The organism is Segatella copri (genome assembly GCF_009494395.1).
Taxonomy (GTDB): domain Bacteria; phylum Bacteroidota; class Bacteroidia; order Bacteroidales; family Bacteroidaceae; genus Prevotella.
The window spans coordinates 136,218-152,290 of record NZ_VZCB01000095.1 but is presented as its reverse complement, the minus strand read 5'-3'; the positions used below and the strand labels follow the sequence as shown (position 1 = coordinate 152,290).

Genomic DNA, 16,073 nt, shown 5'->3' with positions numbered 1-16,073 from the left:
AAACAACTGAGACTCTGAGATTGAGATTATAAGCAAAAAAAATCACTTTTCCAATTGGAGAAATATATTTCTCCAATTGGAAAAGTGAAAAAGGTTGCTGGATGTGAAAGCCCTGTTATAAAGCCTTGGCTTTTTCAGGTTCATTCGTTGTCACGTAATCGATGCCTTGCTTGAAGAAATATTTGATGGCTTTCAGATTATTGACAGTCCAGACATTGGTGATCAGACCGAGCTTCTTGGCTTCCTTGATCCAGGTTGGATGGTCTAAGAAGACGCTGTCTTCGTAATCGATACCAGCATAACCTGCATCTTTGGCATCAAGCGGAGAGAGGTCGCCATTGAGATAGGAAACCTTGGCTCCTGGAGCGTGGAGAACGAGATAATCGCAGGCGTGCTTGCTGAAGGAGATATACTCTGTTCTTGCTTCTAGCCCCGCCTCTCTTACCATCTTCAGGGTGGCGTCGATGCAGCGGTCTTCATCGCTCTTCTGGATGTGCTCCTTTACTTCGAGGATGAGTTTCATATTGCCCAATGACTTGGCTGCATCGAGATATTCCTTCAAGGTAGGAATCTTCTCGCCATTCTTGAGTCGCTTGTCTCTGATGTCGGCATAGTTGGCATTCTCTATCTTGATGCCATCTACGTCATCATCATGAAAAACTACCACCTCGCCGTCACGGGTGATGTGAACATCAAACTCAGAACCGTAAACCCCAATCCTGTGGGTGTTCTGAAGTGAGGAGATGGAGTTCTGTGCAGAACCTTCCGTCTTCCAATAGCCTCTGTGGGCAATCACCTGCAGGGCTCTATCCTTGGCTGAGGATGGGAGAATCACTCCCATCAACAGCATTATATAAATCAAAACTCTTTTCATTATTCTTTTTTTTTTATCATAGAAACGTTTTTTCTATAGCACTTATTGCCTTAGAATCCCATTTTAAACATCACACCGACCACAGAACGGGAACCGCCGATGTAGGTTGGGAAATCAATCTGACGGCCGGAGTTACCTGCATCCACGATGTATTTCTCATCGAGCACGTTCTTGCCGAAGGCGCCAATCTCATAATAAACCTTGCCTGGCTGGAAACGGTAGCCGGCGGTGAAGTTGAGCAATCCGTAGGCATCCTGTATGAACTCAGGCTCGTTGCTCTCCTCGAAGAATACCTTCGACTTCCATGAATAGGTTGGGCGGAGATAGAAGGAAGCCTTCTCGCCGGCTGGCACGTTCAAGTCGAAACCGAAGGCGAAACTGTTCTTTGGAGTAAGGCGGAAACGGTTGCCGGCATAGAGCTGTGCGTTTCCGTTCTCATCCTTTTCGTTGAACTTGCCTTCGATGTACGACCAGTTGCCGAAGAGATTGAGGTAGCGACATGGAGAATAGCTGATGCTTGCCTCCAGACCGAGACTGTGGGCACGACCTGCATCATCGTATTCAAACTTGCTGGTGGTGGCGTTGAAAACCGATGTCTGATAATTATACCAATCATAATAGTAAGCACAGAAATCGTAGTTCAGACGGCCTTCCAGGATGCTTCCCTTCACACCAGCCTCGTAGCTGTAGATGATTTCAGGGTCGAGAGTCTCGAAATCCTTAGGATCGTTGTTGAAGTAGAGTACTCCCGGACGACGGCCACGAGCCACGCTGGCGTAGATGTTGTTGCGGCCAATCATATAGTTGAGGGCTGCACGACCTACCCATGACCAGTAGCTGTCCTTGGCTGTAACCTTGGCGCCACCCTCGGTAGGGTAATAAAGCACGGCACCAAACATGCTTGGTACGGTAGAGGATGAATAGCCTGTTTCCTGGTTCTCATAAGTTCCGCGGATACCCAGGGTGAAGTTCAGGTTCCTGGTCAGCTTGAAGGTTCCGTCAGCGAAGACCTCTACAGCCTGGTTGGTACCGTAATTCTTGCCCTGCTCGGTATAAGCAGTATCGAGCGTTTTACCAGAAATGCCCTGCAGGGTAGTCTGAATCATCTTGCCGTTATCGCCCATGCCTGCCAGAACCTGGTCTAAATCCATTCCCACAGCACCCAGAGCAGTCTTCAAATCGCCATAAATATCAGGAGTGGCGGTCTGTGGCTTCAGTTTGCCATCGGCATCTGTCTCCGGACTCTCAGGGAACCATTTGCTCATCAGCTGTGAGAGCGTCAAATCCACCATCGGCTGATAATCGGCAGGAAGATACTGGCTGAGCAATCCCTTCACATGATCTATCTGACTGCTGAGCGAAGCCTTCACACTCTTCTGGATAAACACCGGATAGAGGTATTGGAGATTCGCCTTGGCGTTGACATCCTGCGATGAATTCTCGTAGAAATAGCTGGCTCCCACGAAGCCCGAGAAGAATTTCTTATCATCATAATTGAAACGGAATTCCTGGCTGAACTGGGTTCCTTTTTCCTTTTCCTCGCAGAGCAGGAGTGGGAGATAGGTACCGTCTGCATCGAAATGCTCATCGCTGTTGAAGGCTCTGAAACCGGTGATGGAATTGAACGACCAACGGTTGTTGATGTTGTGCTCGATATTGAGCAGGGCGCCACCTACGTTTCGCTTGATGCCCAACTGCTTGCCGGCTTCCAGGTTGGCAGGACTGTTAGGGTCGCTATTGCCAAAGGCTGGATTGATGCTGTGGAAGGAAGTGCCTGGATAATCATCGTGCTGATAATCGAGTACCACGCCTACAGAAGTATCATCGTTAGCCCACCACTGGGTAGAGTTTCTGAAAGCCAGGGCATTCTTGCCGTTCAGTCTGCCACCTGCCTCGTTCTTGATGAAGCCGTCGCGGGCATCATAGTCGAAAGCAAAGCGGTTGGCAAGCTTGTCCTTGATGATTGGGGTGTTGATGAAACCTGTTACCTGACGCTGGTTGTAGCTGCCATAGTTCATGGAGAGTTCGCCCTTGAGTTCGTTTACAGGTTTGTGGCGGATGATGTTGATGCCGCCAATCTCAGCACCTCTTCCAAAGAGGGTTCCCTGAGGCCCCTTTACCACTTCCAGTCGCTCCAGGTCGAAAAGTTCTACGGCAGAAGAACGACTTCGTGAAGTTGAAACGCCATCCATAAACACGGAAACTCTTGGCTGGGAATAAGCCTCGCCGCCATCAGAAGTCACACCACGGATTACGTAGCCGGGGTTGTTTGGGCTCTGCAGCTGAATCTGAACGCCCGGGGTAAACTGAGCCACGTCGTCCATCTGATGAAGGTTGAGTTTCTCCATCACGCTACCGGTTACGGCACTTACAGCTACAGGAATCTCCAGGCTGCTCTGCTTCTTCTTCTGGGTAGTAACGATTACCTCGCCCAGGGCTTGTGTGTTTTCCTTCATCACCACCTTCATGTTGTTGTCGTCAGCATCTTTGGTGATGGTGTTGTAACCTATATAAGTAAAGGTGAGCTTGTCGCCATCGTTCACGTTGACGTGGAACTCGCCATTCAAGTCAGTCTGTACATTCGTGTTGCCGCAGCGAACCACCACGCCAGGCAAAGCTTCGCCCTGTTCGTTGGTAACCTTACCGCTTACGGCATTCACGCCCAATGCTTTAGAATTAGTTTTGTTACCTTCTGGAGTGTTGTCGGCTTTCGCCTCCAGACATGTGGCACCCTGCACGAGCAGGGAAGCCATCAATACAATCTTTAATTTGTTCATAACCTATTTATTATCTTGCATAATTTTTTTCGGGTGCAAAAGTAGAATGATTTTGTTACATAGTAGTTTCTATCGGGTGAAGAAAAGATGAAGTTGAAACCCGTATTTCTTCTTCATTTTTCTTTCATCTGTTTGTAACATGATGGCAACATCCTATAAATACCTTTGCAGCGGTAAAAAGTGTTACAGTAATTTTAAAGAAAGAAATGAATAAGGTATTTAGTTTTATTGCGTTGGCATTTCTGGGATGCGGAACGGTTTCTGCTCAGCAGGTGAATGCTTCTAATGTTCAGCGCCCCAAACTGGTAGTGGGTATTGTTGTTGACCAGATGCGATGGGATTATCTCTATCGCTATCAGAAACGCTATGGAGAAGGAGGATTCAAGCGATTGCTCAACGAGGGATTTTCTTGCGAAAACACCCGTATTCCGTATGTTCCATCGGTTACAGCCATCGGTCATACTTGTCTCTATACCGGAAGTGTTCCATCTATCCATGGAATCGCCGGAAACAATTTCGTGAAGAATGGCAAGAAGGTGTATTGCACGGATGATGAAACCGTGAAACCGGTGGGCTCCAACAGTAAGGCGGGCTTGATGTCGCCTAGAAATCTATGCGTTACCACCCTGGGCGATGAGATGAAGATTGCATCCAGCGGCAGAGCCAAGGTGGTGGGTGTGGCCTTGAAAGACCGTGCTTCCATCCTTCCTGCCGGACATAATCCGAATGGCGCTTACTGGTTTGATGATGAGAGCGGTAAGTTCATTACCAGTTCTTATTATATGAACCAGTTGCCAAAGTGGGTGGATGCGTTCAACAACCAGCATCTGCCTGAGCGTTATCTTTCGGAAAAATGGAACACGCTCTATCCTAAGAATACTTACATCGAGAGTACGGAAGATGAGAACGAGTATGAGGATGGAATCCGCAAGGGGGTGAAGGCTACGCTGCCGCTCAATCTCCCGGCTCTTTATAAGAAATATGGTTACAGTATTATCCGCAAGACTCCTTTTGGCAATTCGCTGACGATAGATTTGGCGAAGGCGGCGATAGACGGAGAGCAGTTGGGTGCAGATGATGAAACCGACTTGCTGGCAGTAAGTTGCTCCAGCACCGATTATATCGGTCATCAGGTGGGAACTCATGCGGTAGAAACCGAGGATACTTATCTGCGACTGGACAAGGCGATAGCTGATTTCCTTTCTTATCTCGATGAGAAGGTGGGAAAGGGCAACTATCTGGTTTTCCTGAGTGCCGATCATGGAGCGATGAACAACGCCCGTTTCCTGCAAGACCGCCGCATTCCTGCGGGCAGTTGGGATGGTGATGCGGTGACTAAGAAGCTGAACCAGACCCTGGCTCAGGAGTATCCTAACGTGGGTAATCTGGTGAAGACCGTGATGAACTATCAGGTGTTTTTCAATCGAAACATCATCAAGGAAAACAAGTTGGATTTCGCCAAGATCAAGCAGAGCGTGGTGGATGTTTTAATGGAAGACAGCTGCGTGCAGTACGCCTGCGATATGGAGAAAACGATGACCGAGAGCATTCCTGAGGATGTGAAGATGCGTATCGTGAATGGTTACAACCGTGAGCGTAGCGGAGATGTGGCCATCGTATTGAAGCCGAATTTCTATGCCCATGGCATGAAGGGAACCGATCATGGTGAGTGGAATCCGTACGATACTCATATTCCGCTGGTTTTCATGGGTTGGGGCATTCAGCACGGTGCCACCACCAAGCAGACATTCATGACCGATATTGTGCCAACCATCGCCGCCCTGCTTCATGTGCAGGCACCAAATGGCTGCGTAGGTCAGCCGATATTCTAAGTTTTAACCCTATCTTCATTTTTCTCTAACATCTTTGAAATATGAAACTTATACCTTTGCACTCGGAAAGGGGCGATGAACTGTTTCGTGTAACATGCATCTGCCACTTCGCCAGCAAAATAAGATGTTTTAAAGATGTAAAAAAGAAAAATGAAGGTAATTTTTGTAATTCAAGGAGAGGGTAGAGGTCATCTCACCCAGGCGTTGGCGCTTAAGCAGATGCTTCTGCACGAGGGCCATGAAGTTGTGAAGGTTTTAGTGGGCAAGAGCAAGAATAGGGTGATTCCCGAGTTCTTCCAAGATAAGATAGGTACTCCTATCGAGGTTTTTGACAGTCCGAATTTCTTGCCGTCTAAGGACAACCGCAAGTTCAATCTCCTGCGCTCCCTGGCTTACAATACGCTCTTGGTTCCCAACTATCTTTCAAGTATCCATTTGATACGGAAGAATATCCAGGAGAGTGGAGCCGACATCATCATCAATTTCTACGAGGTGTTGTGCGGCATTACCTGTTCCCTTTTCCGTTTCGGAATCCCGGAGGTTTGCATCGGTCATCAGTACCTTTTCCTCCATCCTTCTTTCCAGATGCCTGGAAAGTATTCTTTTTCAGAATCATTGTTGAAGTTCTTTACCCGCATCACCTGCGTGGGAGCCACAGCCAAGTTGGCACTCTCCATCCGTGACTATGAGGATGAGCCTGTGCACGGCATCAAGGTGGTTCCACCGTTGCTCCGTCAGGAAGCCAAGACCATCATCCGCCATCATGGTGACTACATCATGGGCTATATGCTGAATGCCGGATTTGCCGAGGATGTAAAGGCGTGGCACGAGAAGCATCCCCATACCCGTTTGCATTTCTTCTGGGATCAGCCAGATGCGCCCGAAGAACTGAAGGTGGATGATACGCTCACCTTCCATCACATCAACGACGAGAAGTTTCTCAAGATGATGGCAGGTTGCAAGGCTTTCGCCACCACCGCCGGCTTCGAAAGCGTCTGTGAGGCACTCTACATGGGCAAGCCATGCATGCTGATTCCGGCTCATGTGGAGCAGGAATGTAATGCGATGGATGCAGAAAAAGAAATGGCTGGCATAGTAAGCGAGGATTTCGACATTGATAAACTGAAGGCTTTCGCCCGTGATTACGAGGAGGATGTGGAGTTCAGAATGTGGGAGAACCATGCTGAATGCCGAATCGTTGCCGCCATAGAAAACGCTTACGATACTTATTATCATAGAAAGGAGAACCAGGCTTATGAAGAAGAAAATGATTCCATTGTTGTTGCTTCTTCCCTTGTTGTTCCTGCTCGCCGTGTATGGCAAGGATAGCAAGAAGGAGGAGTCGCGAGTGGTAGTGATTGCCATTGATGGTTTGAGATGGCAGGAGGTGTTTGAGGGCGCCAGGCGCGACAGTCTGATGCCGTTTCTCTGGGAGATGGGCAGGAAGAAGGGCTGCATGATAGGCAACCGTAACCGGAAATCGAAGATGGAGGTGGCAAACGGCATCTGGAAATCCTATGCCGGTTACAGCGAGATGCTCTGTGGCGTGACCGATGATGAGCACATTTTTGATAACCGCAAGCAGTATAACCCCAACCGCTCGGTTCTGGAGTTGGCTGAGGCTTGTTCTGAGTATAAGGATCGGGTGAATGCCGTGGCGAGTTGGGATGTGATTCCTTATATCCTGAATTATCGCAGAAGCGAGTTGCCGGTGGATTTCCGCTCTCCTTACAGGGTGAGCAAACAAGTTAGAAATGATAGCGTTACTCTGAACCGTGCCTTGAAGACGCTCAAGGAGAAGCATCCCAAACTTCTCTTCGTAGAGTTTTGCGAGACCGATTATTATGGGCATCATGGCAAATGGAAGGAGTATCTGAATGCTGCCCATCAGAACGATCAGTTTGTTCGACAGTTATGGGAATGCTGCCAGCAGGACCCATTTTACAAGGGCAACACCACCTTTCTTATCACTTGCGATCATGGTAGGGGAGAAAGCCTGGGCGTTCACGCCAACCGTGGCGAAGTAGATTCCAAAGCTTCCTGGACAGAACATGGTAAAGAAATCAAAGGCAGCAACCAAACCTGGCTGGTGGCTTTCGGAAAAGACATTCAGCATCTGGGAGAAATGGAAGGGGGCAGAACCATCTACACCAAGCAGGTGGCTCCTACCATTGCCAGCATCTTGAAGGTTCCGTTTACGAATGATGATAATCAGCAGCCGGTGGCTTCGCCGATTTATAAGATTCTCAAATAAAGTTTTGGATAGATATCAACATTTAATTGACAGACAACAAAATAGATTGGCCATTTAGCCGTTATTATACTATATAATTAAGGTATATTCTAATTTGGGGATAATATGAAAAAATGGCATTTATGGATAGCGGCTTCCATCGGCTTGGTGGTCATCGCTGGAATGATGATTCGGGAGTTTGACGTGGAAGCTCTGAGCAGGATAGATTTGTCTCCCAGGTTCTTTCTGGGGGTAGTAATGGGCGTGTTGCTCTTTGCGGTCCAGAATCTGATACTCACCCTCCGTTTCCGTCATCTCTGCCAGCGTAAGTTATCCGTAGCCGAGGCGTTCCGTATCAATGTGCTCTGCGAGTTTACTTCTGCCGTCACTCCTTCGGCGGTGGGTGGAAGCGGTTTGGCTTTCATCTATCTCAACCGCGAGGGAGTTTCTATGGGCAGAAGTATCTTCACCATGTTTGCAGCCCTGCTGGCTGATGAGGCTTTTCTTGCCATTAGTTGCGTGTTGCTCTATTTCTGTGTTCCATCGCATCTCTTGTTCTGCTTGGCTGATGGAGTGGGGATTTCTGCGGATGCTACGAACGAATGGATTAAGGGCGGAGTGCAGGTTATTTTCATAGTCAGCACCCTTATCGTGGCTGTCTGGACGGTCATCCTCTACCTCTTGTTGTTGCATCGTCCTCAGATTCTGGGCTGGGTATTGAAGGGATGCTGCAAGATTCCTTTCCTTCGCAGATTCCTGCCCAAGGTAGAGAAGTTTTCCGAGGAGATGACGATGGCTTCGGAGGAGGCAAAGCTGGAGGGCGGAAGATTCTGGCTGCAACTGATGGGTTATACTTCCCTGGCGTGGCTGTCGAGATTCGCCATCGTGGTAGCTATTCTCATTGCCTTCCATTGTCAGGGCAACATGCTGGTGGCTTGGTGTCGCCAATGGGTGATGTGGATGATTTCCATCCTGAGTCCTACGCCTGGCGGAAGCGGCGTGGCGGAGTTGATGTTCCGCCTTTATTATGCCGATTTCCTGCCCGATGCCTCGGTAGCCATCCTTGCCGCCATGCTCTGGCGTGCCATCTTCTATTACCCTTTCCTGGTGATGGGCACCCTGGTTTTGCCGAAATGGATTGCTAGGAAGAATGTTTCAAAAAGAATAAACGAAAAAGATGACTAGACGTCTTGCCGAGTCATCTTTTTCGTTTATTCTAGAAACTGACATAGAGTCGGGCACTAAGCGTCGTGAAGTCTCCATTGTCGTTTTTGATGTATTGGAACGATGGCTGAAGGGAAATGGATTCCGTCAGCTGTCTTTTCCACGTTACTTCCAGCGAATATTCCGAACCCTGCTGGAAGCGGGCGTACTGGCCAGACAGGCCGCACTCGTTCTTATCGTCCTGATAGGCGCCGCCAAGTTCGGCGTATCGGTAGCAGGCATTCTGGTGACTGGTGTTCTCGGAATACTGTACCATGCACGAAATGTTCTTGTCGCCAGCCTTCCAAACACTCTGCTCTCCGTAAACCCACCAGGCACAGGTGACCTTGCCCTTGGATTCATCGGCAGAAACCATTTCGCCATCCTCGTTGATTGGATATTGACGGGTATGGACGGCGGCACCCGCAAAATATTTTCCACCTTTATGTTCATACTCCAACTGCGACATGTTGAAGATTCCATCCTTCTTCGGGCGAACCTGGAAAGGATTGTCGTGGGCTTTCCAGCCATTATATCCCGCACCATTATACAGACTGTTTCTGAAAGTCCATCCTCCCTTGGTTACATCAAAGTAAAGGGTCAAGCCCGAATACGGATAGTTGGCTATCGGATAGCTGGATGCAACCGTAGGAAAGATTCCCTCAGAACTGTTCTGGAAAAGCGCCGTAACATCAGAGGTAAAGAAATCCTCGTTTACGTTTCTCACACCCACAAACAGATGGCCCGAATTCCACTCGTGCATGTAGCCCAGCACGGCAAGCATGGCGAAGTTGTTGTCTGCATCTATGTTCGAAAATCCCTGCCAGTCATCAATAATGCCATCGTTGGTCTTTGCCACATGCAGCGTAGCCGCCTCGAACGAATCCTTTCCTTTTCCTATCGGAACACTCAGTTCCAATCTCAGTTGATTGATCAGATTGGTATTCTTGTTCATGTCCCATTGCCATTCAGAAATATATTGTCCGTTAAAGCTCTGTGCATAAGCAAGGCAAATATTGATGCTGCCTAAAATAATAAAAATAATTCTCTTCATTTCTTTATGTTTTTGTATAATCTTCATGTTTTGTATCATTTCTTGTTCACTTACTCGCCGCCTGCGAGCATCTCGCTAATTCATGCTGCAAAGGTACTGGGTATTTGAAAATCCTGCAATACTTAATAATCGGTATTTTCATTTCTTCTAAATAGTGGAGGCTTTATCTTTATCCCCATTTCTAGGTATTTTTATTTATTCTAAATAGTTTAGGATCCGTCTGACCCTCTATTTTCAGGTAATCAGAGGGAATTAATAATAATATTTTTTAAAAACTTTGCCTTATCAGATATTATTCGTACCTTTGCGTTGTCTTTAAACAGTTTAATCAGTAAGAAATCAGTTAAAAATCAGTTTAATCAGTTGGAAAAATGAAGAAGATATTAAATCCATATTTGAACAAGGAGGGTTACAACTGCGTTTGCTGTGCCCCCAACAATCCTGTAGGATTGCATCTTGAGTTTTGGGAAGAGGGTGAGGATGTGCTTACCATCTGGAATCCCGGCGAGAATTATCAGGGCTGGATCAATACCCTGCATGGCGGAATCATCAGTATGCTGATGGATGAAGTGGCAGGCTGGGTCATCAACCGCAAACTGCAGACCACGGGTGTGACGATGCAGCTCAACGTGAAGTACAAGAAGCCTGTAATGACCACCGATTCGCAGATTACGGTGCGTGGTCACATCGCCAGTCAGCGCCGCAACATCGTCACCATCCACCTGACTCTGGAGAACTCCAAAGGCGAGATTTGTGATGAGGGCGAAGCCATCTACTTCACCTTCGGTCCTGATAAAGCCAAGGAGATGGGATTCGACAGCTGCAAGGTAGAGGGGGAGGAATAACTCTCCCCTTATGGTGAGGAATTTGATAAGGAAGCCTTTCTTATGAAGACTTCCTTTTATGAAATCTTTTTACGATGCAGCAACGGCTTTCTTGTTAAAGAGGCAAATCGACAGAATGATGATTGCGATGCTTACAAGGCTGAGGCTTGCTTCCGTCATCGGAGTGCTGGCGATGTAAGTATCGTAGCATTCTTCAGGAATCAGGCAGAGCGTATTGTTGGTGATGTGGATGATGATGCCCGGAATCAAACTCCTGGTTCGGTAACACATCCACGCCATGAATATTCCCAGAATGATGGCTCCTGGAATCTGTGCCGGATTGAGATGGATGAGGCCGAACATGATGCTTGAGCCGATGATAGCATACCAGGGACTGATGTTCCATTTCAGCATCTTTCGCATCATCAATCCGCGGAAGAGGTATTCTTCGGCTATAGGAGCAATGATGCAGAGCACCAGGATTCCAATCGGATTATGTGCCTGGTTAACAAAATCCTGCTCCATGTAATTAGGCAAATCCATGAAGTTCTCTAATGCAGTCATAGGAATGGTCTGGAACAATCCCACCAAGAAAACCAGCAAGAAGATGATTGCCTTAGGCATCTGCTTAATCTTTTCTAGGCGAACACGCAGATGGAATTTCTTCCGGCATTTATGAATCATATATAGCTCTGCAGCCAGCATATAAATTGCCATGGCCCATGCAGAACTATTGATGGTTGTCTTCGTCAGGAATTCGATAAATTCGCAGCTCAAAGCTGCTGTAATGCCAACCGGAAAGGCTGCAAGCATGGACTTCAGATAGACGGAGATGGCACTTCTGGTGCCAGGCCATGCACGATACAGAAACCATCCCTTGGTTCCGTTTCTTCCTTTTGACAGGATTGTTGAAAGTTTCTCTTTTTTCATAAAGTTGTAGTTTTGTTTGTTACTGAAATCTTATCTCTTGTAGAGATACTGCCAACGAGCGCTATGAAAGCTTGCTTTCAGATTGCCGAGTGCAGCAAATATGGGGGCAAAGATATAATAAAATCCTGGCTTGTTGGGTTAAGTGCATGTTATCTTTATGTTAAAATATCGCCACCCTCGAAGAAGTTTAGTTTTGTTTATCATGTTCTGTCTGCGTTTAAAAGTTCCTTGAATCACAATTCCCCAGAAAGCCGTTTCCTGCCCATTTTGTGGTCTTCATTGGTGACCAGCGCCTGCCATCTATTAAGACCAGCCTCGGTCGTCATAGATGACCGACTTTTGGCACAAGAAGACTGTTCTTTCGATTGCCGGTGCAAAGATACAAAAATTCTAAGCAGAAAGCAAGCTTTTTCCGGTAGAATGTTGAAAAATAGTGCGTAAGTAGCTGATGTGTAGAGGTATAAGTGTTTTCGGTTTGTGCATCTGATTGCAAAAGTAACCTTGGATTGTTTTTGATGTTTGAAAAGCGGGGAAATGTGGAGTGGTGTCATTAAGGGTCAGTGTCATTAAGTGTCATTAAGGTTTTCGGGGGGCGCAAATATCTCTATAGTATAATAATAAATATTATTTATATTATACTATGGCTCTAAATGACATTTGCTTTTTTCTTAATGACCCTTAATGACACTGACCCTTAATGACACGATAGAGTTTCTGAAAGCTATTCTGGAAGGATGTGGTGTTGAATGTATCGTATTGATAATCAGCTTGATAGTCGTTGGTTGAACTGTTTCGTTTCCCTCGTTTAATGCTATTAAAACGCACAGAATCTCCTTCGCTCTACCCCAGTTTTTCTTGCTTTTTTACTAGAATCTTGACAAAATATATCAAGAAATTCCTCGTTTTTCCCCTTTCATTCAGCCTTTTACCCCTCTTATTTTTTCCTTCAGAAGGGGTGAAAAGTGTTATCGGAACCACTTTTTCTTGCTTCTAAGGGCATTTTTCTCCTCCTTTCTCTGTAAAAAAACAATCCGGCCTTTCTTGTCATTTTTGCTTGGGTAATGTGATTTTCTGTTGACAATGGAGTCTGGCTATTTAGGGGATAAGGTCATTAAGGTCAATGTCATTATCGGTCATTAAGGTTTTCCAATCCCTTAAAAGTCCTTTACGATTTGCCATGGAAATCGCCTTAACTAAAAAGAGTATTTTATGGGGTAAAATCTTTGTTTTATAAGGCTAAAATCCAGCTTTTTTCAGAAAAGTGTGGTTTCCAGCCCCTATTTTCATAGGAAAAGTGTATTTAAGTAGGGGATATAATAATGGCAGGTTCCCAATTAACGCATCAGGAACCTGCCATTTTCTTTTATTTTACGCCAATCTCAACCTCAGCGAATTAAGCACTACGCTCACACTTGAGAAGGCCATCAGGGCACTTGCCCACATCGGGGTTATCTGGAAATCAATGCCGAAGATATGAAGGGCGCCGGCTGCCAACGGGATGCAGATGATGTTGTAGATGAACGCCCAGAACAGATTCTGCCAAATCATGTGAACCGTCTTCTGACTCAGTTTTACGGCTTCCGGAAGTGCCAGGAGGTCGTCGCTCATTAGCGTAATCTGCGCCACATCCATCGCCACATCCGTTCCCTTTCCTATCGCCATGCTCACGTTGGCAAGGGCCAGGGCCTGGGTGTCGTTGATTCCGTCGCCTACCATCGCTACCTGCTTGCCTTCGTCCTGAAGTTTCTTTACCAATGCCTGCTTGTCGCCAGGCAGCACCTTGCTCTGGTAATGCTTGATGCCGGCTTTCTCCGCCCAGTAGTGAGCCGCTTCCTCCTTGTCGCCACTCATCATATACACCTCTATTCCCTTTTCCTGCAACTGCTTCATCGCTTCCTGGGCATGAGGCTTGAGGGTCTCTCTCGTCTCCAGATCCAAATCCTCCTGCTTGGTGAAATCGATGTTCTGGTTAGGAATGGTGAGGGTGCCGGTCTTGTCGATGACGAGGGCGTTGATCTTGTGGAGATTCTCCAGTGCCGACGCATCCTTGATGAGAATCTGCTTCTGCGCCGCTTTGCCGATGCCCACCATCAGGGCGGTAGGAGTAGCTAAGCCCATGGCGCAAGGACAGGCGATGACCAATACGGCTACGGCTGAAAGGATGGCCTGCGGAAGAGCAGCGTTGCCGCCTATCAGCCACCATATTATAAAGGTGATGAGGGCGATGGCTGCCACGGCTGGAACGAAAATCAGAGCCGCCTTATCCACAATGCGCTGCACGGGAGCCTTACTGCCCTGCGCCTCCTGAACCATGCGGATGATGTGCGCCAGGGCGGTGTTCTCGCCAATCTGCTTGGCTCTCATGCGAAGCTTTCCCTGACTCGGAATGGTGCCAGCCAGCACGTTGTCGCCTGCCTTTTTCATCGCCGGAGTCGGTTCGCCGCTGATCATCGCTTCATCTACATAGGCAGCATCGGGAGTCATGAAACTCTCTGCCTGGGTAACCACGCCATCCACCGGAATCTTCTCGCCGGCTCTTACCTCTATCATGTCGCCTATCTGAATGGTGGAAATCGGAACTTCCTCCATCTTGTAGTCGTTGGTGCCTTCTATCTTCTCGTAAGTCACCAGTCGGGCGGTTTTCGGCTGCATTCCCATCAGTTGTCGGATGCTGCTCGCCGTACTGTCCTTTGCCTTTTCTTCCAGGCATCTGCCGGTCAGTACGAAGGTGATAATCATCACGGAAGCATCGAAATAAGTGTGCCATTCTATGCCTCTCGCTCCCCATACCATTTCTCCGAAGAAGGTGTTGAAGGTGCTGAAGAGGAAGGCGATGAGGGTGCTGAGTGCTACGAGCGAATCCATGTTTGCCGTATGATGTAGGAGCTGCTTCCAGGCGGAAACATAAAACTGTTTGCCGCAGTAGAGCAGGTTGGCGAGTGCCAGGAGCAGACAGGTCTGGTTGGCGAAGGAACTCGAATGATGAGCCGAAGCAACGCCATCTGAAATCATATTCTGTTCCATACCCAGTGAAATCCAGCCCATGGAGAAACACATGGTCAGGATGGCGAAGAGCCAGGAAGCGAGGGCTCGGCGGCGCAGGAGGGTGAACTCACGACGGTTGATTTCCTCCACGCTTCTGTCGTTTTCGATAACGAGGTCGTAGCCGGCGTTGCTGATTTCCCGTTTCATATCTTCCAGAGAGATAATGTCGGGGTTATAATCTACCAGGGCAGTTCGGCTCGCCAGGGAAACCGAGGCGGAGTTGATGCCATCGAGCGACAGCAGCTTCTTTTCTACATTGGCAGAGCATACGCTGCAAGCCATGCCTATTACTGGAATTGTTTTCTTCATCTGTTTTTATATAAATGTTATGAATTTTATAAGCAGAAGCTTTGATATCTGCTTTTCTGCCTGCAAAATTACATATTAATTATGACCCCCGCAAGATTTATGGAAGAAATATCCCGATGGATAGATGAAAACCACTATAATAAGGTAGATGAAAAATGTGATGGCTCAGGTAAGGGCACAAAAAAAGGCAGGTTCCAAATTGCCTTGGAATCTGCCTCAATCATTTATGGGAGATGATTATTTGACTTCGATATTCTTGGTAGCCTTAGCCTCCTCCTTAGGAGCAAGCTTTGGAATCTCAACCTCAAGAACACCATCAGCTACCTTTGCTGAAATCTTCTCACGGTCAGCGTCCTCAGGGAGTGTGTAGCTCTGCTGATAGTTGCTGTAAGAGAACTCGCGGCGCAGATAGTGCTCGTGCTTATCTTCATCCTTGTGTTCCATCTTGTTCTCGATAGCCACATTCAGGTTGCCATCGTTATCGATGTTGATGCGAACCCATTCCTTCTTCAGTCCAGGGGCTGCAATCTCCATCTGGTAAGCTTTCTCGGTCTCCTTCACGTTAATGGCAGGAGCGGTAGCATTCATACGTGGCATCATGTCGGTGTTGAAGAATGCATCATCAAAGAAGTTACTCAACCAATCTGAATTATTATTTCTACGTGCTAACAACATAATTAAAACCTCCAATTTTATTTTACTCGTCCTCTCGGTTCCTTGCGGTCCCGTCGGGATTTCTGCTTGTTATTTATTTATCTGTTCTTTTGATTGCCTTCACCTCGAAACTCCGTTGTCCTTTCGAACTCCTTCATCTTTTAGCTTCAGCTTTCACTCTCTTACTGAGCAACTTGTGTGCCAGCGGAAAATGAATGGCAATATTGGCAGCAAAGTATAATTATTTTAAACTTTTCTGTCAAATTGTGCGGTTGTTTCGAATAAAAAATGTAACTTTGTCACCAATTATAAAACAATCTTTAGGACAAAGCATAATA

General features: G+C 47.2%; 11 protein-coding genes. 5 read left to right on the top strand and 6 right to left on the bottom strand.

Annotated features, from left to right (window positions below; translation table 11 throughout):
• Nucleotides 1–115: 115 nt before the first annotated feature.
• Nucleotides 116–874 carry a glycerophosphodiester phosphodiesterase family protein gene (locus F7D73_RS13715; protein WP_153125554.1) on the bottom strand — a complete coding sequence of 253 codons (759 nt, stop codon included), beginning with the start codon at nt 872–874 and terminating at the stop codon, nt 116–118.
• 50 nt (nt 875–924) lie between these two features.
• A complete protein-coding gene (locus F7D73_RS13710; RefSeq protein WP_153125552.1) occupies nt 925–3,651 on the bottom strand; it encodes a TonB-dependent receptor in 2,727 nt (908 codons plus the stop codon).
• 206 nt (nt 3,652–3,857) lie between these two features.
• On the opposite strand from F7D73_RS13710, the gene pafA reads away from it, so the two are divergent.
• The 4 genes from pafA to F7D73_RS13690 all read left to right on the top strand — a co-directional run bounded on the left by pafA (nt 3,858) and on the right by F7D73_RS13690 (nt 8,901).
• Entirely contained in the window at nt 3,858–5,483 is a 1,626-nt protein-coding gene (pafA, locus tag F7D73_RS13705) for an alkaline phosphatase PafA (RefSeq protein WP_153125550.1), read from the top strand.
• A gap of 150 nt (nt 5,484–5,633) precedes the next feature.
• Nucleotides 5,634–6,812, top strand: a complete 1,179-nt coding sequence (locus tag F7D73_RS13700; RefSeq protein WP_153125548.1) for a glycosyltransferase family protein — start codon at nt 5,634–5,636, stop codon at nt 6,810–6,812.
• Nucleotides 6,739–7,737: an alkaline phosphatase family protein gene (locus tag F7D73_RS13695; protein WP_153125546.1), complete on the top strand. Its 999-nt coding sequence runs from the start codon at nt 6,739–6,741 to the stop codon at nt 7,735–7,737. The genes F7D73_RS13700 and F7D73_RS13695 overlap by 74 nt, the downstream gene beginning before the upstream one ends.
• 105 nt (nt 7,738–7,842) lie before the next feature.
• Nucleotides 7,843–8,901, top strand: coding sequence for a lysylphosphatidylglycerol synthase transmembrane domain-containing protein (locus F7D73_RS13690; RefSeq protein ID WP_153125544.1), 1,059 nt, complete (start codon nt 7,843–7,845; stop codon nt 8,899–8,901).
• Nucleotides 8,902–8,932: 31 nt separating this feature from the next.
• On the opposite strand, the gene F7D73_RS13685 is transcribed toward F7D73_RS13690, so the two are convergent.
• Nucleotides 8,933–9,973 (bottom strand): carbohydrate porin, encoded by a 1,041-nt coding sequence (locus F7D73_RS13685; protein ID WP_153125542.1) that lies wholly within the window; start codon nt 9,971–9,973, stop codon nt 8,933–8,935.
• 371 nt (nt 9,974–10,344) lie between these two features.
• Here F7D73_RS13685 and F7D73_RS13680 point away from each other — a divergent pair, with 371 nt between their 5' ends.
• A complete protein-coding gene (locus F7D73_RS13680; protein WP_153125540.1) occupies nt 10,345–10,818 on the top strand; it encodes a PaaI family thioesterase in 474 nt (157 codons plus the stop codon).
• Nucleotides 10,819–10,887: 69 nt separating this feature from the next.
• On the opposite strand, the gene F7D73_RS13675 is transcribed toward F7D73_RS13680, so the two are convergent.
• The 3 genes from F7D73_RS13675 to F7D73_RS13665 form a co-directional block, all read right to left on the bottom strand.
• The gene (locus F7D73_RS13675; protein WP_153125538.1) at nt 10,888–11,727 is read right to left on the bottom strand and encodes a CPBP family intramembrane glutamic endopeptidase; all 840 of its coding nucleotides are present in this window, start codon (nt 11,725–11,727) and stop codon (nt 10,888–10,890) included.
• 1,368 nt (nt 11,728–13,095) lie between these two features.
• Complete coding sequence (locus tag F7D73_RS13670; RefSeq protein WP_153125536.1) at nt 13,096–15,081, bottom strand: heavy metal translocating P-type ATPase; 1,986 nt, start codon at nt 15,079–15,081, stop codon at nt 13,096–13,098.
• Nucleotides 15,082–15,318: 237 nt separating this feature from the next.
• On the bottom strand, nt 15,319–15,756 hold the full coding sequence (locus tag F7D73_RS13665; RefSeq protein WP_089544284.1) for an Hsp20/alpha crystallin family protein: 438 nt from the start codon (nt 15,754–15,756) through the stop codon (nt 15,319–15,321).
• Nucleotides 15,757–16,073 lie beyond the last annotated feature (317 nt).

Bases quoted from the DNA above. Each gene is read 5' to 3' on its own strand.
- F7D73_RS13680 (WP_153125540.1), top strand. From the start codon at position 10,345: ATGAAGAAGATATTAAATCCATATTTGAACAAGGAGGGTTACAACTGC.
- pafA (WP_153125550.1), top strand. From the start codon at position 3,858: ATGAATAAGGTATTTAGTTTTATTGCGTTGGCATTTCTGGGATGCGGA.
- F7D73_RS13715 (WP_153125554.1), bottom strand. From the start codon at position 874: ATGAAAAGAGTTTTGATTTATATAATGCTGTTGATGGGAGTGATTCTC.
- F7D73_RS13690 (WP_153125544.1), top strand. From the start codon at position 7,843: ATGAAAAAATGGCATTTATGGATAGCGGCTTCCATCGGCTTGGTGGTC.
- F7D73_RS13695 (WP_153125546.1), top strand. From the start codon at position 6,739: ATGAAGAAGAAAATGATTCCATTGTTGTTGCTTCTTCCCTTGTTGTTC.
- F7D73_RS13700 (WP_153125548.1), top strand. From the start codon at position 5,634: ATGAAGGTAATTTTTGTAATTCAAGGAGAGGGTAGAGGTCATCTCACC.
- F7D73_RS13685 (WP_153125542.1), bottom strand. From the start codon at position 9,973: ATGAAGAGAATTATTTTTATTATTTTAGGCAGCATCAATATTTGCCTT.
- F7D73_RS13670 (WP_153125536.1), bottom strand. From the start codon at position 15,081: ATGAAGAAAACAATTCCAGTAATAGGCATGGCTTGCAGCGTATGCTCT.
- F7D73_RS13675 (WP_153125538.1), bottom strand. From the start codon at position 11,727: ATGAAAAAAGAGAAACTTTCAACAATCCTGTCAAAAGGAAGAAACGGA.
- F7D73_RS13710 (WP_153125552.1), bottom strand. From the start codon at position 3,651: ATGAACAAATTAAAGATTGTATTGATGGCTTCCCTGCTCGTGCAGGGT.
- F7D73_RS13665 (WP_089544284.1), bottom strand. From the start codon at position 15,756: ATGTTGTTAGCACGTAGAAATAATAATTCAGATTGGTTGAGTAACTTC.